At 54.1% G+C, this 17,207-nt stretch carries 16 protein-coding genes and 1 pseudogene; 6 read left to right on the forward strand and 11 right to left on the reverse strand.

Going from position 1 to position 17,207, the window contains the following annotated elements; genetic code table 11:
• Positions 1 to 11 precede the first annotated feature (11 nt).
• The 4 genes from HH216_RS08115 to galE form a co-directional block, all read right to left on the reverse strand.
• The gene (locus HH216_RS08115) at positions 12 to 404 is read right to left on the reverse strand and encodes a hypothetical protein (protein ID WP_169550364.1); all 393 of its coding nucleotides are present in this window, start codon (positions 402 to 404) and stop codon (positions 12 to 14) included.
• A gap of 322 nt (positions 405 to 726) precedes the next feature.
• Positions 727 to 1,587: a glucose-1-phosphate thymidylyltransferase RfbA gene (gene rfbA, locus HH216_RS08120; protein WP_169550365.1), complete on the reverse strand. Its 861-nt coding sequence runs from the start codon at positions 1,585 to 1,587 to the stop codon at positions 727 to 729.
• A gap of 85 nt (positions 1,588 to 1,672) precedes the next feature.
• Positions 1,673 to 2,749, reverse strand: a complete 1,077-nt coding sequence (rfbB, locus tag HH216_RS08125; RefSeq protein WP_169550366.1) for a dTDP-glucose 4,6-dehydratase — start codon at positions 2,747 to 2,749, stop codon at positions 1,673 to 1,675.
• A 50-nt stretch (positions 2,750 to 2,799) separates the two neighbouring features.
• Positions 2,800 to 3,849, reverse strand: a complete 1,050-nt coding sequence (gene galE / locus HH216_RS08130; protein ID WP_169550367.1) for a UDP-glucose 4-epimerase GalE — start codon at positions 3,847 to 3,849, stop codon at positions 2,800 to 2,802.
• A 128-nt stretch (positions 3,850 to 3,977) separates the two neighbouring features.
• Here galE and HH216_RS08135 point away from each other — a divergent pair, with 128 nt between their 5' ends.
• The gene (locus tag HH216_RS08135; protein WP_169550368.1) at positions 3,978 to 4,853 is read left to right on the forward strand and encodes a transglutaminase-like domain-containing protein; all 876 of its coding nucleotides are present in this window, start codon (positions 3,978 to 3,980) and stop codon (positions 4,851 to 4,853) included.
• A 384-nt stretch (positions 4,854 to 5,237) separates the two neighbouring features.
• Here the strand turns inward: HH216_RS08135 and HH216_RS08140 are convergent, their stop codons facing one another.
• Entirely contained in the window at positions 5,238 to 5,885 is a 648-nt protein-coding gene (locus HH216_RS08140) for a 4'-phosphopantetheinyl transferase family protein (protein ID WP_169550369.1), read from the reverse strand.
• Between the two features lie 44 nt (positions 5,886 to 5,929).
• Here HH216_RS08140 and HH216_RS08145 point away from each other — a divergent pair, with 44 nt between their 5' ends.
• From HH216_RS08145 to folB, 3 genes are all read left to right on the forward strand, one after another.
• Positions 5,930 to 6,826 (forward strand): WD40 repeat domain-containing protein, encoded by an 897-nt coding sequence (locus HH216_RS08145; protein ID WP_169550370.1) that lies wholly within the window; start codon positions 5,930 to 5,932, stop codon positions 6,824 to 6,826.
• Positions 6,827 to 6,946: 120 nt separating this feature from the next.
• A complete protein-coding gene (locus HH216_RS08150) occupies positions 6,947 to 7,909 on the forward strand; it encodes a DivIVA domain-containing protein (RefSeq protein WP_169550371.1) in 963 nt (320 codons plus the stop codon).
• A gap of 23 nt (positions 7,910 to 7,932) precedes the next feature.
• Positions 7,933 to 8,283, forward strand: coding sequence for a dihydroneopterin aldolase (gene folB / locus HH216_RS08155; RefSeq protein ID WP_169550372.1), 351 nt, complete (start codon positions 7,933 to 7,935; stop codon positions 8,281 to 8,283).
• 64 nt (positions 8,284 to 8,347) lie between these two features.
• Here folB and ytxJ read toward each other — a convergent pair whose 3' ends face one another.
• Positions 8,348 to 8,677: a bacillithiol system redox-active protein YtxJ gene (gene ytxJ, locus HH216_RS08160; RefSeq protein WP_169550373.1), complete on the reverse strand. Its 330-nt coding sequence runs from the start codon at positions 8,675 to 8,677 to the stop codon at positions 8,348 to 8,350.
• A 126-nt stretch (positions 8,678 to 8,803) separates the two neighbouring features.
• Here ytxJ and HH216_RS08165 point away from each other — a divergent pair, with 126 nt between their 5' ends.
• Both HH216_RS08165 and rsgA read left to right on the forward strand, forming a co-directional pair.
• Positions 8,804 to 10,099 (forward strand): 3-deoxy-D-manno-octulosonic acid transferase, encoded by a 1,296-nt coding sequence (locus tag HH216_RS08165; protein WP_254448737.1) that lies wholly within the window; start codon positions 8,804 to 8,806, stop codon positions 10,097 to 10,099.
• Positions 10,100 to 10,190: 91 nt separating this feature from the next.
• A pseudogene (gene rsgA / locus HH216_RS08170) lies at positions 10,191 to 11,119 on the forward strand (ribosome small subunit-dependent GTPase A).
• A gap of 85 nt (positions 11,120 to 11,204) precedes the next feature.
• Here rsgA and HH216_RS08175 read toward each other — a convergent pair.
• The 5 genes from HH216_RS08175 to HH216_RS08195 are packed head-to-tail and all read right to left on the reverse strand — an operon-like array spanning position 11,205 to position 17,185.
• A complete protein-coding gene (locus tag HH216_RS08175) occupies positions 11,205 to 12,587 on the reverse strand; it encodes a cystathionine beta-synthase (RefSeq protein ID WP_169550374.1) in 1,383 nt (460 codons plus the stop codon).
• Positions 12,588 to 12,589: 2 nt separating this feature from the next.
• A complete protein-coding gene (locus HH216_RS08180; RefSeq protein WP_169550375.1) occupies positions 12,590 to 13,168 on the reverse strand; it encodes a hypothetical protein in 579 nt (192 codons plus the stop codon).
• Entirely contained in the window at positions 13,165 to 14,265 is a 1,101-nt protein-coding gene (locus tag HH216_RS08185) for an AAA family ATPase (RefSeq protein ID WP_169553305.1), read from the reverse strand. Before HH216_RS08185 ends, HH216_RS08180 begins: the two co-directional genes overlap by 4 nt.
• A gap of 38 nt (positions 14,266 to 14,303) precedes the next feature.
• The gene (locus HH216_RS08190) at positions 14,304 to 15,968 is read right to left on the reverse strand and encodes a M1 family metallopeptidase (protein ID WP_169550376.1); all 1,665 of its coding nucleotides are present in this window, start codon (positions 15,966 to 15,968) and stop codon (positions 14,304 to 14,306) included.
• Positions 15,968 to 17,185: an ABC transporter permease gene (locus tag HH216_RS08195; protein ID WP_169550377.1), complete on the reverse strand. Its 1,218-nt coding sequence runs from the start codon at positions 17,183 to 17,185 to the stop codon at positions 15,968 to 15,970. The genes HH216_RS08190 and HH216_RS08195 overlap by 1 nt, the downstream gene beginning before the upstream one ends.
• Between the last annotated feature and the right edge of the window lie 22 nt (positions 17,186 to 17,207).

Below are 17,207 nucleotides of genomic sequence, written 5' to 3' on the forward strand. Positions count from 1 at the left end.
TTATGACACTACTATTGGCCACAATGCTGAGGACAAGTGTAGCCACTACCTAGCGTCGAATCATCGTCATCTGGATCGTCCTTGAGGCCGGTTTGTGCCGAACGAGCAGTTATGTCGCGTCCGCGCTCATCGACGGCCGTCAGCAATACGCGGGGCTTTAGCGAACCCGATTCGTCAGGGGTTCCGGTGCCGTCTTCCCGGCGCTTTGCCTGATGGATGCGCAAACCTACGCAACCGGGCTTGTTGAGCAATTGCATTACCTGATCGAGACCGAAGAACTCCGATCGGACGCACTCGTCGTCTTTGATGCCCATCTCCCGCTTGCGGGCACGGTACGTGTCGGTCATTGCGTCGCTCTCTGCTTTTTTGAGAAAACGGCCTGCGTCTTTCGTGAAGGTATTCATAGTGGGGAATAGATGAGTTAGTCAAGGCGGGCAAACTAGTAAGAAACTCATCGTTTCTCAACCGGGTCTGCGCCATACGACCTTTCGATAAATCTAACCACCCCTAATCACGTAGAACTACGCGGCAAAGTACGGGCTTACACTGATCCGGTTTTATAACTCAGAAGACGGGTTTATGCGCTCGCGAAGGGAGTCGGCAAGGCCTACTTTTGCCCAGAGTAGTTCGTCTACTGTCTTGTTTTTCATCATAGGTTAGGTAACAGAAAGCGCCGGGGTGATTGCCCCGGCGCTTTTTTATCGACATACGTATCGGCGGAAAGCCCTACTTCAGTATGTTGAGCAGGTACTGCCCGTAGCCGCTTTTGACCAGCGGTTTAGCAATCTCCGTCAACTGCTTTTCATCGATGAACTTCATCCGATAGGCAATCTCCTCGGGGCAACCGATTTTTAGCCCCTGCCGCTCTTCGATGACGTGGACGAACTGCCCGGCCTGCATCAGCGATTCAAACGTACCGGTATCGAGCCAGGCGGTGCCCCGGTCGAGCACGCCCACTTTCAGCTTGCCGCGCTCCAGATAGACCCGGTTGATATCGGTGATTTCCAGTTCACCCCGTGGCGACGGCTTGATATTTTTGGCGATCTCGACCACCTCATTATCGTAGAAATACAAACCCGGCACCGCATAGTTTGACTTCGGCTGCTCGGGCTTTTCTTCGATCGACAGTACGTTGAACTGCCCGTCGAACTCTACAACGCCGTACCGCTCAGGGTCGTGTACCTGATACGCGTAGACAACGCCACCATCGGGGTCGTTGTTGGCCTGTAGCAGTTTCGACAGACCCGATCCGTAGAAGATGTTATCGCCCAGTACCAGCGCGACTTTATCGGTACCGATAAACTCTTCGCCAATGATGAACGCCTGCGCCAGTCCGTCGGGGCTGGGCTGAACGGCGTAGCTAAATTCGCAACCCAGCCGTGAGCCATCGCCCAGTAGCTTCTCAAAATGGGGCAGATCGTGGGGCGTCGAGATAATTAGGATTTCCCGGATACCCGCCAGCATCAGAATCGAGAGCGGGTAATAAATCATCGGCTTATCGTAAACCGGCATTAGCTGCTTGCTGACGGCCAGCGTAAGCGGGTGCAGCCGTGTGCCGGATCCCCCGGCCAGAATAATTCCTTTCATCTTGTTTTAAAGAGTGAAAGAGTAAAAGAGCGAAAGAGCGAAGGCGCCGGATGGGCACTCTTTCACTCTTTCGCTCTTTCGCTCTTTATCGATTTGTGTACATGCCTTTGTAGTAGGTCTGGTAGGCGCCGGAGGTGACGTTGTCGAGCCACTCCTGATTGGCGAGGAACCAGTCTACGGTTTTTTCGAGACCTTCTTCAAACTGAAGCGATGGTTCCCAGCCCAGTTCGGTCATGATCTTGTTGGCGTCGATGGCGTAGCGCAGGTCGTGCCCGGCGCGGTCGGTTACGTAGGTAATCAGCTGCGCCGACGTGCCTTCGGGGCGACCCAGCTTGCGGTCCATCGTGGCGCAGAGCAGATGTACGAGGTCGATGTTTTTCCACTCGTTGAAGCCGCCGATGTTGTAGGTTTCGCCCAGCACACCTTTGTGGAATACCGTATCGATAGCCCGCGCGTGATCGACTACGAACAGCCAGTCGCGCACGTTTTCGCCTTTGCCGTAGACGGGCAGGGGCTTGTTCGTCTGAATGTTGTGAATCATCAGCGGAATCAGCTTCTCAGGGAAGTGATTCGGGCCGTAGTTATTCGAGCAGTTCGACAGTACGACCGGCATTTTGTACGTATTGCCGTAGGCCCGTACGAAGTGATCCGAAGCCGCTTTCGATGCTGAGTATGGCGATTGTGGATCGTACGACGTCGTTTCAAGAAAAAACTCGTCGGGGTTGTGCAGCGAACCGTACACCTCGTCGGTCGAAACGTGGTAGAACCGCTTTCCTTCGAAGGCGTGCGCGCCCCCGGCCGTCTCGCTGTTTTGCCAGCTGTTCTTGGCCGCGTTGAGCAGATTAACCGTACCGACAACGTTGGTCAGCACAAACGACATGGGGTCGGTGATTGACCGGTCGACGTGCGATTCGGCTGCGAGATGGATGACGCCGTCGAACGGGATTTCGGCAAACATGTCCTCCAGAAACTTCGCGTCGGTAATATCGCCTTTCACGAACGTATAGTTCGGAGCATCCTCGATGTCTGCCAGATTGGCCAGATTGCCGGCGTAGGTCAGCTTGTCGAGGTTATAAATTTGATACTCCGGGTACTTGGTAACGAAAAGCCGGACAACGTGCGATCCGATAAAGCCGGCCCCGCCGGTAATCAATAGTTTCATGGTTTTCTGCTTGTACGGTTGTAGCGTATTCTCATTACCGGTTGGTTGCACTAGGATGCTGCAACTTTAGCACCAATTTTCTGCTGCCAGCGCCAGGCATCGCGCAGAGCCTCGGCCAGCGAGTGGGTTGTGTGCCAGTTCAGTACACGATTCGACTTCGATACGTCGGCATAAACCTGCTCGACGTCGCCGGGTCGGCGCGGGCCGATGCTGTAGTTGACCGATACGCCGGTCGCTTCCTCAAATGTTTTGATGACGTTCAGGACGGTTTCGCCCCGCCCGGTGCCGATGTTGATAATGTCATAACTGGCGTCGGCGTTGGTTTCGCTGAGTTTGCGCAGTGCCTGCACGTGAGCCTCGGCTAGGTCAACGACGTGGATATAATCGCGGACACAGGTACCGTCGGGCGTGTTATAGTCATCGCCATAAACGGTCAGGCTGGCGCGCATACCGGCGGCTGTCTGCGTAATGAACGGAACCAGATTGGCGGGTACGCCCAGCGGTAATTCGCCAATTTCGGCCGAGGGATGTGCCCCAATCGGGTTGAAGTACCGCAGAGCCAGTGCCTTGATCGGCAGATTGGCCCGAACGGCATCCCGGATCATATCTTCCCCGATCGCTTTGGTGTTGCCGTAGGGCGACTGTGCCGGTAGCCGGGGCGTTTCTTCCGTAACGGGCAGGTGTTCGGGCTGCCCGTAGACCGTACACGACGACGAAAATACCAGGTTGTGTACCTTGTATTCATTCATCAGATCGAGCAGTAGCAGCAGCGAACCGAGGTTGTTCTGATAATAGTCCAGCGGTTTGGCCACCGATTCACCAACGGCTTTGTAGGCCGCGAAATGAATGACGCCGGTGAGGGCTTCCCGCTCGAAAATGGCCTGCATGGCCGCCCGATCGTTGCAGTTGGCCTGGTAGAAAGGAACGTCGCGGCCCAGAATAGCGCGAAGCCCGTTCAGTACCGAAGCTAACGAGTTAGAGAGATCATCAACAATAACTGGTTCAAAACCAGCTTCAACTAGTGCAACGACGGTATGCGAGCCAATAAAGCCTGCGCCACCCGTTACCAAAATCTTCGGAGAATGTGTTGCGGAAGTCAAGCGTTGAGGTTGATTTTTAGTGTTATTTCGGGAAAACAGGACCGTTTAACCCGACAAAAGTAGTATATTCAGCAGGTTTACGAAAAGAGTTTTTACCGGCCATCGGTAAGACGCGACAACGAAAGGTGATGAACGACAACGAATTGAAAGCCCTTATTTCCCTGCTCGACGATGAAGATCAGGAGGTCGTTGAGCATGTAGAAAAGCAGATTCGGCAGATCGGCGGCTCCATGATTCCGCTGTTGGAAACCGAGTGGGAAGGTAGCTTTAACCCGGCCCTGCAAAAGCGCATTGAAGAACTGATTCACAACCTGCAATACGAATCGGTACTCGACCGGATGCGCGACTGGAAAAATGGGGGCGGCATGGATTTGCTCGAAGGGCTCTGGATTGTGGCGACCTACCAGTACCCCGACCTGTCGCTCGACAAGCTAAGGCAGGACATCGAGCAGCTTTTTTACGATGTCTGGGTCGATTTTAAAGACGACATGCATCCCGACGAGCGGGTGCGGGCACTGAACCACGCGTTTTTTACGAAGCTCAAATTTGCCCCCAACACCAAGCATTTTCATTCGCCAGCCAACTCCATGATTAATCAGGTGATGGAGTCGCGCCGGGGTAATCCGATCACGCTCTGTATTTTGTACATGTTGATTGCCAACCGGTTGAAACTGCCCATCTACGGGGTTAACCTGCCCAACCTGTTTGTGCTGACCTACAAGGATAATAACGTGGTTCAGTTTTACATCAACGTCTTTAACCGGGGGCTGATTTTTTCCCGCAAAGACATCGATCAGTATATCGACCAACTGAATCTGAAACAGCTTAGCACGTTTTATCAACCCTGTACCAACGCCGATATTGTTCGGCGGGTATTGCGGAATCTGGTGCTGGCCTTTGAAAAGACTGGTGATGTCGAGCGAGTAAGTGAGGTTGAGCGTATCTTGGAGATGGTGCAGGACGAGGGTGATGGCCTGCCGCTATCAGACTACACGCAGCGGTAATGAAGAGTAAGAATCAATTTGGGAACCCCTAAATCCCCTGAGAGGTTGTTTGGGGAATTGTTTTTGTCATCCCGACGCCAGGAGGGATCCGCTCCGGCGGCCCGGTTCGCTGGGAGCAAGAAAAATTGCCTACTACCAAAGATCCCTCCTGACGTCGGGATGACAAAAACGGCCATTTTGACGCGGGTAATGCTTCCCCAAACAACCTCTGAAGGGGACTTTGCCAATCAGTGAGCAAAGTCCCCTTCAGGGGATTTAGGGGTTTGGGGAATCTTTTCTGTCATCCCTCCTGTCGTTGAGATGACAGAAAAGATTCCCCAAACAACCTCTCACGAGGACGAAGTAAGACTAACCTTCCGAAGATTCAGCCACAAATAGTCGACCTCAGTACGCTACGGCCAGCAGCCCTGGACCAATCGGGAAGCAGCAGATGGTAAGCGTTTCTGTATGGGCGGGCAGGCGCACATGACCGATAAGCTGCGTAGCACCGTCGTCGAACGGGTCGATCAGCAGGTGCTCGCGGAATGTGAGCTGCCGTTTACCGTAGAGTTTATACAGACTTTCCTTGGCGCACCAATACACTGCCAATCGGGCGGGTATTCCGGCCGCGTGGGCAATCTCGTCGGCTGAGAGCGTACGCGGCACGACGCGCTGAAACTGATCCCGAATCGGTTCAATATCGATGCCGACCGGCCGGGACTGATGCACGACAGCCGCAGCCCAGCCGGTTGTGTGCGACAGTGAAATCGACCAGGGCAGGTTGCGCAGGTGCGGTTTGCCGTATTCGTCCTTGTACAAGCCCGCATATACGCCCCCCAACTGTTCGACCAGCTGCCGCACGGCTACCCGGCAGGCCAGCCACTCGGTACGTTGCGCCGGGTGCCGGATCAGGGCTAGGTCATCCAGTTCAGGTTGCGTCAGGGGAAGCCCGGTTCGCAGCGTTGGCTCGTCGGCGAGGATAGGCAGTAGCAGGGCCTGGCAACCGGGTGAAATGGCGAGCAACTGAGCGGAGAGAAGGTGAGCAGCGGACATAGGGCGTGTTGGGCCGGCTGGCTTTTGTTTGCGACCTTTGCGAGGTGATAGTAACTAAAATCGATACGTTCGGCGGGCACCGTGACTGCGTCTATGCACTTGCGCCCGGCACCGATCCCGGCACGTTTTTTTCGGCTGGGGGCGATGGGCAGGTCGTGCGCTGGCAACTGGGCAAACCCGATCAGGGCGAACTACTGGCAAAGGTACCTGCTTCGGTTTATTCCGTCACGTTGCAACCCGATACGTCTTTGCTCTGGATCGGTCAGAACTACGACGGCGTTCATCTGATTGACACACTGCGGAAAGAAGCGGTGGGTTCATTAAATATAACCACGTCAGCAATTTTCGCCCTTGATTTTTACAAAAACGACGCCTTTGTGGCGCTTGGTGATGGCGTCGTCGTCGTAATTGATACCGAAAATCGGGCTGTTCGACGGCATCTCAAAGCATCCGATCAGGCGGCTCGTTGCTTGGCAATCAATCCCGTCGAACGCGAACTGGCCGTTGGGTACAGCGACAACAGCGTCCGTATTTTTGATCTGACGACGTTGGATCTGAATCGGGTCATTCCGGCGCATACCAACTCTGTTTTTGCGCTGACCTACTCGCCCGATTACCGCTACCTGCTCACTGGTAGCCGCGACGCCCACCTGAAAGTATGGGATGTTGAAAAGGGCTATGCACTGCATCAGGACATCGTCGCGCATTTGTTCACTATCAACCGCATCGCCTACTCCCCCGATGGTCGCCTGATCGCGACGGGGAGCATGGATAAGTCGGTCAAGCTGTGGGATGCCGAGACGTTCCGGCTCCTGAAAGTGGTCGACCGGGCGCGCCATGCCGGGCACGGAACGTCGGTCAACAGCGTGTGCTGGCTCGATAATCAGACGTTACTATCGGCCAGCGACGACCGGACGATTTCGGTCTGGAATGTGCAGTGATTTACTCGCTTGCGACCGTATAGGTACATTTAAATCGTTGTGGTTTGATAAATCACTAGATTGGCTGTTATTTCACCCATTCCGTACTAAACGAGCTTTACCCAAACGTCCGGTCTCTGTATGAAAATTACACCAATCGAAATTCGCCAGCACACTTTCGAGAAAGTAATGCGCGGCTATAAACCCGAAGATGTCGATGCCTTTTTAGTCTCGCTGTCGCAGGAGTGGGAGCGGGTTAGTATGGACGTCAAGATGCTGAAGATGCAGCTTGAACTGGCCGAGAAAGAGTTGGGTAAGCTGAAAGAGGTGGAGATGACACTGTTTCGTACGCTGAAAACGGCCGAAGATACCAGTCATCAGATCACCGACCAGGCCAACAAAGCGGCTGAACAGTACATGGGCGAGTCGAAACAGAAAGCGGATGACCTGCTGGCCGACGCCCGCAAACGGTCGGCCCTAATGATTCAGGATGCCGAAAACCAGTCACGCTTTCTGAAAGATAATATCCTGAACGACCTGAAATCGCTGGAGCATGATTTCAAGGCGCTGGAGAAATACAAGGAAAATCTGGGCGTTCAGATTCGCGATCTGGCCGGTAAAGCCATCGACAGCGTCGACCGGTTTGAAAAGAAATTTGCCCGGCAAAACCTGCTGGGTAAAATTGACGAAGTATCGACCCAGATTACCGACGAACTGAAACAGGCCGACAGTGTCGGTAAACCCGACTACGAAGCGCCGGCTCCTGTAGCTGCTGCCCCAGCACCCGAACCTGCCCCGCAGCAATCGACTCCGGCAACGGAGCTACCCCCGCTGATGGAGCGCGAAACGTTCGTGCCGGAAGCCATTCCCGCTACCGACATCCCGGCGACACCCGCTGCCCCAGCGCCCGAACCGGCTCCATTGGCGCAGGCCGACGACCACACAACCCGGCAAATTCCGACCGACGTTGAAGTTGGTCAGGTACCCCAGTCGACCGTTGCTGAAGTAACCACACCCGAACCACAACCGACAGAACAAAGACCTGCTCCTGTAACGGAACCAGAACAACCGCGCCGGGGAGGCTCGTTTTTCGATCAGATTTAAGCTGCCTGACAACGGCACCACGTATGGGAACCATTGCGCTCGAAGGGCTGGAGTTTTTTTCGTACCACGGGTACTACGACGAGGAGCAGAAAATTGGCAATAAATATTCGGTGGACATTGTTGTGACGGCCGATTTTGCCGAAGCTGCCCAGCGCGACCGGCTCAGCGCAACCGTCAACTACGAGCATCTGTACCAGATCACGAAAGACGTAATGCAACAGCCCGCCCGACTGCTTGAGCATGTAGCCCACAGCATCATCCAGGGTATTCGGCAGCAGTACCCCGGCCTGGCATCGGTCGAGGTCAGCGTCTCGAAATTCAACCCGCCGATTGGGGGCGTTTGTCACCGCGCCCGGATCACGCTTAACGGCTAAACATAGTTACAAACTCAAAAAGGCGAACCGTTCGGTTCGCCTTTTTGAGTTTGTAACTACTGAACTATACCGCCTGCTGTAAACCAGAAAACGAAATAGCCATGTGCGATGCGTCGTAGATGCACTCGCCGTTGCGGATTAGCAGTATCTGGGGGGATTCGTGCTCAATCCCGAACTCCTGCTCAATCTGCTTCGAAATTGGGCGGTTAGCCAGCAGATCCAGATAGTAAGGCTTAACGCCCAGCTGGTCGCTCCAGTTGCGTTCCATACGGCTCAGTGCCATCGCGCTGATCGAACAGGTCGTGCTGTGCTTAAAAATCAGCACAGGCTGTTTGGCCGATTCTTCCTTTATATCGTTGAGTTGCGCGTCACTCGTTAGCTTGTTCCAGTTCATTGTAGCAACATAGGTACTTAAGTACTGTTGACGTAAAATCAATTCTGACCTTGAAAAGTTCGTGTGTGCTGCGGGTTCGGCCACGCCGTTTGACGGTAGCCTGCTTCCGCGTCTGTTTAAGCGCACATGCGTAGTTTTGCAGTTGTTAACGACGAATACATGGGTCTGGTTGCACAACTATATTCAACGGGAATTCGACTGTACCCGGCCGTGCTGCGGCTGGCTGCTCCGTTTCACGCCAAAGCCCGTCGGTGGCTGGCGGGGCAGCATAACCTGCTCGATACCATAGCCGACAAACTGGGCAGCGATGCCGATACTCGCCCGATTGTCTGGTTTCATGCGGCATCGCTGGGTGAGTTCGAGCAGGGGCGTCCCGTCATGGAAGCGTTTCGGGCGGCTTACCCGCAGCACCGCATCCTGCTGACGTTTTTTTCACCATCGGGCTACGACGTGCGCAAGGACTACGACGGTGCCGACTACGTGTTTTACCTGCCGATCGATACTCCCGCCAACGCGCGTCGGTTTGTTCAACTGGTGAAGCCGGAGCTGGTGTTTTTTATCAAATACGAGTTCTGGGCCAACTACCTGCGCGAACTGCACCGGGCAAACGTTCCGGTCGTGTCGTTCTCCGCCATCTTCCGTTCCGACCAACTGTTTTTCAAGCCGTACGGCGAATTTTACCGGCAGATGCTTCGGCAATTCAATCACTTACTGGTTCAGAATCAGGAGTCAGTCGATTTACTGCGGAGCATCGGTATCACGAATGTAACGCTGGCTGGAGACACGCGTTTCGACCGGGTGGCGCAGACCGTTGCAACGATACGGGATATCCCGATTGCCAATGCGTTCAAGGCCGGGCAGCCGCTGCTGGTGGTGGGCAGTGCGTGGCCGCTGGATATGGACGTGCTGATTCCGTTTATCAACCAGTTCGACAAACCGCTGAAAGTCATCGTAGCTCCCCACGAAATCGACGGTAACACAATTGCCGACTGGCAAAAACGGCTGACCCGCCCGTCTGTACGGTTTTCGCAGACAAACGAGATTGACGTGTTACGGGCCGACATCCTGTTTATCGACAACGTCGGGATGCTGTCGTCGCTGTATCAGTACGGTGAGTTTGCGTTCATTGGTGGGGCGTTCCGCGAGGGGTTGCACAACATCCTGGAAGCGGCCACTTTCGGCATGCCCATTTTCTTTGGTCCCGTTTACGACAAGTTTCAGGAAGCCGTCGACCTCGTTCAGGAAGGCGGTGCCTTCCCGGTCAGTACTACCGAAGAACTACAAACGACTTTCGCGCAACAGTATAACAATCGCCAAAAAGCCGCCCAAATCACCCGCTTGTACGTGCAGCGGAACATCGGCGCAACCGCGCGGGTTATGGACGTAGCAGCGAAAATAAAGAGCGAAAGAGCGAACGAATGAAAGAGCGAAATGTCGGCTCAAGCATTCTGGACGGCTTTCACTTATTCGCTCTTTCAATTCCATTGCGGCACTCCTTCATTCTTTCACTCGTTTGTCAAACACCGGTTTAATTCTCCGCTCAACAGGTTCCTGGTACGACGTTCGCAACGCCGACGGTCATATCTATCAGGGGCGGCTGAAGGGTAAATTCAAGATCAAGGGGCTCAAAGTAACTAACCCGATTGCGGTGGGCGACCGGGTGACGTATGAGGTTGAAGATGAGGTCGAAAATACGGTCATCATCACCGATATTCTCCCCCGCGACAACTATATCGTCCGGCAGTCGGTACACAAAACGGCGCACGGCCACATGCTGGCGACCAACCTCGATCAGGCTGTCTTACTGGCTACGCTGACGCTCCCCCGCACCTCGCTCGGCTTCATCGACCGCTTTCTGGTATCGGCCGAGTCGTTCCGCATTCCAACGGCAATCGTGTTCAACAAAACAGACGTGCTGAACGAAGAAGGACTGGCCTACCAGCAGGAAATCATGGACATGTACGAGCAGATCGGCTACACCTGTCTGGCGACGTCGGCTATCGAAGGCGAGGGTGTCGACGCGTTCCGGAATTTGCTCGACCATAAAGTAACGTTGCTATCGGGGCATTCGGGGTGGGGAAATCGTCGCTCGTCAACGCCATTTCGCCGGATCTGAACCTTCGTACTAACGAGATTTCGACCTTCGCCAACAAGGGTGTTCACACGACGACCTTCGCCGAAATGTTTGAACTCGCTCCTGACACCTACATCATCGACACGCCGGGCATTAAAGAGCTTGGGTTGATCGACACGTCGAAGGAAGAAATCGGGCACTATTTTCCCGAAATGCGCGAGCGGCTGAATCAATGCCGCTTTCACAACTGCCTGCACATCAATGAGCCGGGTTGCGCCGTGAAAGATGCAGTGGGGGAGGGCGAAATCGCCGAAAGCCGCTACATGAGCTACCTCAGCATGATGGAAGGGGGCGACAACCGCCGGTAATGGCTTCTGGACAGGATTACGGGATTGACAGGATTTCGTCTTGCACTGTATCCTGTCAATCCCGTAATCCTGTCCAAACTCCTTTTTAATTGGTCATAGCCGCCAGTAAATCGGCCTGGGTGATGATGTGTACCTGTTCGCGTTCGTCTCGAACGAGCAGTGCCTTGTTGTCACGGTCAATAAGCGACGACAGGGCGTCGATGGTGTTGTCGAGACCGACGAATTTGAATGGCTTGTCCATCACCTCACTGACCGGGTGATCTTTTACCGCCGGGTCGTCGATGAGCCGGTTCAAAACAGTCGAATCGGTTAGGCTACCGACGATTTGATTGGTTTCGTCGGTCACCGGAATTTGCGAGATACCGTAGCGGTTGAGTACCTGAATCGCCTGACTGATCGACACGCCCGAACCGATAGTGGTCAACGTGTCACCCGCATTTCCGTTTTTGTGTCGGATGATGTCGCGGGCGGTTTTGAACGCACGGTCTTCCAGAAAGCCGTGGTCCTTCATCCAGGTGTCGTTGTAGATTTTGGCGAGGTAGCGCGTGCCGTGATCAGGTAGCAGAATCACCAGCACATCATCGTCGGTGAGGTGGTCTTTGGCCCATTCGAGCGCACCATGCACCGCTGTACCGCACGACCAGCCAACAAACAACCCTTCTTCCCGCGACAACCTCCGGGCCATAATGGCCGCATCCTTGTCCGTGACCTTGATAAACTGGTCAATGACGTCGAAATCGACGTTCTGCGGCAGAATGTCTTCACCGATGCCTTCCGTCAGGTACGGATAAATTTCGCCGGGATCGAAAATGCCGGTTTCCTTATACTTCTTGAACACCGAACCGTAGGTATCCAGCCCCAGCGTGAACAGGTTTGGGTTCTGCTCTTTCAGGAATTTCGACGTGCCGCTAATCGTCCCACCTGTCCCGACGCTAGCCGCAAAATGCGTAATTTTTCCGTCGGTATCGCGCCAGATTTCGGGGCCAGTGCTATCATAATGGGCTTCTCTGTTCGACGGGTTATCGTATTGGTTGGGGTAGATCGAGTTTGGAATGTCGCGGTTCAGCTTACGGGCCACCGAGTAGTATGAGCGCGGGTCGTCGGGGGCGACGTTCGTCGGACAAACAACCACTTCGGCACCCACCGCCCGCAGAATGTCGATCTTCTCCTTCGACTGCTTGTCGGCCATCGTGAAGATGCATTTGTAGCCCTTCGCAATGGCCGTCAGTGCCAGCCCGAAGCCGGTGTTGCCGCTCGTTCCCTCGATGATGGTACCGCCGGATTTAAGCTCGCCCCGCTTTTCAGCGTCTTCGATCATTCGAATCGCGATGCGGTCTTTCACCGAGTTGCCGGGATTGAAATACTCGACTTTCGCCAGAATCGTGCCCCGAATGCCTTTCGTAACGTGGTTCAGTTTCACCAGCGGAGTGTTTCCGATGGTGTCGACAATGGAGTTATAAAAGTTCATGGTTATTCAGTTTTGCTGTACGCCTGCAAAAACTGAACGACCTGATTGTGGAAGTGTTTGAAACTGTCGACTCGTTGATATAGCCAATCTACGTCTAAATGATCGAGCAGTGCATTAGCGAGTACGAGCTGCGTTTCCACCACTTTGCTATCACCGTAAATTGTGGTTTTGGCATCACGACGCGGATTAGATTCCAAGAGCGACTGCTTGCCCGGCTCTTCCTGATGTCGTTTGATATACCAGAGCCAGTGTTCAATGCATTGAACCGGTAGCATCAATACCACGGGTTGATGGGCAGCACAGGCACGGTCAAGCACAGCACGTCTACCATCTATAGTTTGCTTGTGAGGAGAGTCTACGTCGCGAGTGACAAACAGAATATCAAGACGAGATTTTACTTTTTGAGCCAGCGCCAACGGAAGTAGATTGTCGACCTGATCGCGGTTTCTGGCACGTATTTGATGCCGGAAATCATCGTCTTCTAAAAAGACGCCCGGATACTGGTGAGTTAGGTACCGCGAAAGAAAGTTACGGTGTGCTTCGTCTTCACCGAAAAATCCGTAGATCAGTATGTCGCTCATTTGGGAACTCCTCCCAAAAAACCGACTGTCCAGGCATCGCCTAATGAATCTGTGTAGTGATGCGGTTCAATACCCAATTCTTTGCTCTTTTCTGCTTCCGGCTCGATAACGTCACGTTGTAGATTCTTCACATGCGTAGCACCTTCGTCGTCTTTATCGAAAATAAATACTGATTCCGGCATGTCTTTAAACATATCGACAACGATTGGGCTATGCGTCGTCATGATAACCTGCACGTCTTTCTCCTCAGCCAGTCGAAAGATGAACTGAATGACTTCGAAGATACGCCGGGGGTGAATACCTTTCTCTGGTTCTTCTAATAGCAGTAATTTGGGTGGGTTAGGCTGATTGATGATACAAAGAAGCGCAATGAAATAAAGCGTGCCTTCTGATAATTCGTCTGCCCAGTAAATTATATTCTGTCGACCGTCAGTTAAACCAATTCGCTTAAATGTCTTGTCGCCAAATTGTTTGACTAGCTCTTCTGTTGACTCTACGTTTTGGAAATTGATCTCTGTAAACTCTGGCACGCACTTCGCCAAGTCTGCTTTGATTTGGGCAAACGTGCCGGGATATTCGTCACGAATTCGGTCGAAGAAAGCAATCAAATTAGATGCATCTGTCGCTACTTCCAGAGATCCACGTCCAACAGGACTAGGTTTGTCTAATTTGTTAGGGTCCGGCTTATATATATATCCTATTCTGAAGAATTTGTCCATCTTTCCATTGAGTGCAGGAAACTCCATGTGCCGCATCTCAGAGTCTATGGCATCACTCAGACCATAGTAGAATTTATATCCTTCACCCCACGTATTTCTAGTGAAAGCGTAGTTTATATGCGTGAAAGTCCCTTCTAGATTTTCAAACGGTTTGTCATCGAAAGAGAGTTTCAAGTATATTTTATTGATAGAATTTTTGTTAAAATTATCGGATACTTCTATTGATTCTCCTCTAATCAAATTATTACATACTGCTAGCGCCTTCAGAAAATTTGTCTTCCCTGAATTATTAGGACCGATCAACAGGTTGACCTTTTGAAGTTCTAACTCAACGTCTTTCAGGCTTTTGAAATTCTGGATGGAAACGCGCTTGAGCATGGTCATGGCGGGTGATGCGTGGGGGTAAGTTACGCAAATTACTTGCCCATCTCGATGGCCCGCATCAGCACCGTGTTGTCGGGGTTGATGACGACGGTAGCGGGGCGGGTACCGGCGGGGACGGTAAAGGTCTGCGTTTGCTTGTTCATCGTCAGGCGGGGGGAGCGGGCAATCTCCCGGCCCGATGCGTCGCGAAAGCTGAACACGAGCGGGATGGTGAAGAAACCCGTTCGCTGCGCCTGCCGAACGTCGATCACAACGGACTGCTTACCAGCATCGTAGTTCGAACCCCAGACCACTTCGGGGTAGCCCGGCTGATTGAGCCATTGCTGGAAAAACGCCCCCAGTTTCCGGCCGGACGTCTGCTCTATGATCGCGACGAGGTCGCTGGTGCGGGCGTTGCGGTTTTGGTAGGCGGCATAGTAGGCACGGATGCCTTTCCAGAACAGGTCGTCGCCGAGTTCGCAGCGGAGCATATGCAATACCCAGCCGCCTTTCTGGTATGAGTTGGGGTTGAGCAGGTCGTTCAGATTGGTCGCCGTGGAGTCGATGACCGTGCCTTTGGGTTTGGCGGCCGTGAAGCGGAAAATCTGACCTTTGTTCTGGTTCAGCACCGCGTTGAGCGTGTCTTTACCGTACGCATGTTCGAGGTACAGGGCCGAAAAATACGTGGCAAATCCCTCGCTGAGCCACAGTTGCGACCAGTCGGCTTCGGTGGCGGAGTTGCCAAACCACTGGTGTGCGATTTCGTGCGCCAGCAACGCTTCCACGTCGGAGTCCGGCCGGCCGACAATCACTTTCTCGTTGTAGAAAATGCAGCTCGCGTTCTCCATCCCGCCAAACACCGTTGTCGACTCGACGTTCGCCAGTTTTTCATACGAATACGGACCGATCTGATTCGAGAAGTATTCCAGAATCGCCTTCGCCGGGCGGTAGTCCACAAACCCTTTCTGACTGTCGCGGGGGTAGAGCCAGCTTTGCACCGGCACACCCGCCACCGCTCCGACTTCATCGACATCAAACCGGGCGGCACCGATCACCATGACTTTCGTCGGGATGGGCGTGCTTTCCTGCCAGCGCGTCAGCTTACGCGGGGTTTTGCCCGGCACCGGCGTCTCGCTGATGAATTTTCCATTGGCAATGACGCGGTACTCGGCCGGGGCGTTGACCGTGAACGAACAGGTTGCTTTATCGGCGAGGTAGTCGACGACGGGGAGGTAGTGCCGCGCGTTATTGGGCCAGTTGTCGCCGAAAAAGGTGCGGTCGCCGAATTTGTTGCGGCTGATGATAAGGCCCCGCTCCGGAATGCCCGCGTACTGAATCGTCAGTTCGGTGGGCTGGTTGGGCGCGGCCGGGAGATTGACAAACACCCGGTCGTTGCGTTGGCTGAATGGAGCAGCTTTGCCGTTAGCCAGCGTCACGCGCCGGACGCGCATCCCCGTTGCGTCGGGGCGGGTCGAGTCGGCTTTCTGGCTGATGAGGTCGAACCAGACCGTTTGCCGATCGTCGGCGCGGGTGAAGCGGATCCTGGTCTCGCCACTAATTCGGTTGGTCGAATCGCTGAGCGTTAGCGAGAAATCGTAATTCAGCACGTCGACACCCGGTTGGGCGTAACGGGCGGCATAGCCAGCCGTTCGTTGGGCGTGACTGTGCAGAGAAAAGAGAACGAGGAAAAGAGCGAACGTTGAGTGTAAACGGGTCATTAATCTTCAGCCAGGGTACGGGAAATATTCATGCGATAGACGCCGATGGCGGGGAGGGCAGCGGCCAGCAGACCGATCAGCACGGCCACGCCCAGCAGGCCCCACTCTTCGGGCAGGATGCCAAACGCGGCCAGATTGTAGTGGTATTCGGAGGAGACGCTGCTCGAAAACAGCCACAGCCCGACGCGGCTTAGCACGATGCCGAGTACGAAGCCCAACAGGGCCAGCACTAGCCCTTCGAGTAGCAGCATCCCGAACAACTGCGCTCGTGTGGCACCCATCGATAGCATCAGGGCCATTTCATAGCGTCGTTCTTTCAACGAATTGTAGAGCGACACGAATACGCTGATGCCCGAAATGAGCATGATTACGATGGCCAGCCCGCGCAGTGTTTCGACGCCCACGCCGAGCAGCGAAAACAGCCGGTTGATCTCGATGTTAGGCAGGGCTGCCTGTAGTTTCGAGTTGCTGTTGATACCCCGCGCCAACATCATCCCCAGTGGGTTGCGAAACTTGATCAGCATGCTGGTAATCTCGCGCGGTGCTTCGTCGTGTTCCTCGCCGGCCTCGTGCGCTTCGCCCTCATGATGCTCACCCTCGTGGTGGTCGTGAATGGCCCAGATGCTCGACACGGGGGTTAAAATCAACTGGTCGGTAACGGTGTTGGTGGCATTGAGCACTCCAACGACTTTGTACTTGGTATCGGCATGCACCTCACCTTCGGCATCCAGCCCGTGCGAACCGGAGAACGTATCGCCTAGCTTCAGCCCTGCAACCTGCGCCACGCGGGGTCCAATCACCACGTCGAGGTCCTGCTGAAACAACCGCCCCTGCGCGACCGTAGCTCCGAAATGATCGAGGTACTTTTTGTTGGTTCCGACGATGCGAAACGAGCGGTAATTGTCTCCCATCGACAGCGGAATCGCCGTTTTGATCATCGGGTTGCGGGTCAGCTTTTCGGCTTCTTCGAGGGGGATGTTGCCCGTCGGCGAGTCGATCTGGTAAATGCTCGACAGGATCAGTTGCAGTGGGCTACCCTTCGCACCCAGCACCATGTCGATGCCTTTGATGTTCTTGCGAAACTGGTCGTCGAGCTGTTTGTTGAGCAGCAGCAGCAGTGAGATAATTGTGATGCCGAAGGTCATCAGCAGACCGCTCAGAAAACTGCTTAGCGGTTTATCTTTCAGGTTGCTCCAGCTAATTCGGAAGAGGTTCATGACTGGTATCGGCGTGGGGCCG

This window comes from Spirosoma rhododendri (assembly GCF_012849055.1).
In the GTDB taxonomy this organism is placed as follows: Bacteria; Bacteroidota; Bacteroidia; order Cytophagales; family Spirosomataceae; genus Spirosoma; species Spirosoma rhododendri.

What these genes read in the sequence shown, in the direction of transcription:
- HH216_RS08115 (WP_169550364.1), bottom strand. Translation starts at nt 404, where the DNA reads ATGAATACCTTCACGAAAGACGCAGGCCGTTTTCTCAAAAAAGCAGAG.
- rfbA (WP_169550365.1), bottom strand. Translation starts at nt 1,587, where the DNA reads ATGAAAGGAATTATTCTGGCCGGGGGATCCGGCACACGGCTGCACCCG.
- rfbB (WP_169550366.1), bottom strand. Translation starts at nt 2,749, where the DNA reads ATGAAACTATTGATTACCGGCGGGGCCGGCTTTATCGGATCGCACGTT.
- HH216_RS08135 (WP_169550368.1), top strand. Translation starts at nt 3,978, where the DNA reads ATGAACGACAACGAATTGAAAGCCCTTATTTCCCTGCTCGACGATGAA.
- HH216_RS08140 (WP_169550369.1), bottom strand. Translation starts at nt 5,885, where the DNA reads ATGTCCGCTGCTCACCTTCTCTCCGCTCAGTTGCTCGCCATTTCACCC.
- HH216_RS08150 (WP_169550371.1), top strand. Translation starts at nt 6,947, where the DNA reads ATGAAAATTACACCAATCGAAATTCGCCAGCACACTTTCGAGAAAGTA.
- folB (WP_169550372.1), top strand. Translation starts at nt 7,933, where the DNA reads ATGGGAACCATTGCGCTCGAAGGGCTGGAGTTTTTTTCGTACCACGGG.
- ytxJ (WP_169550373.1), bottom strand. Translation starts at nt 8,677, where the DNA reads ATGAACTGGAACAAGCTAACGAGTGACGCGCAACTCAACGATATAAAG.
- HH216_RS08165 (WP_254448737.1), top strand. Translation starts at nt 8,804, where the DNA reads ATGCGTAGTTTTGCAGTTGTTAACGACGAATACATGGGTCTGGTTGCA.
- HH216_RS08175 (WP_169550374.1), bottom strand. Translation starts at nt 12,587, where the DNA reads ATGAACTTTTATAACTCCATTGTCGACACCATCGGAAACACTCCGCTG.
- HH216_RS08180 (WP_169550375.1), bottom strand. Translation starts at nt 13,168, where the DNA reads ATGAGCGACATACTGATCTACGGATTTTTCGGTGAAGACGAAGCACAC.
- HH216_RS08185 (WP_169553305.1), bottom strand. Translation starts at nt 14,265, where the DNA reads ATGCTCAAGCGCGTTTCCATCCAGAATTTCAAAAGCCTGAAAGACGTT.
- HH216_RS08190 (WP_169550376.1), bottom strand. Translation starts at nt 15,968, where the DNA reads ATGACCCGTTTACACTCAACGTTCGCTCTTTTCCTCGTTCTCTTTTCT.
- HH216_RS08195 (WP_169550377.1), bottom strand. Translation starts at nt 17,185, where the DNA reads ATGAACCTCTTCCGAATTAGCTGGAGCAACCTGAAAGATAAACCGCTA.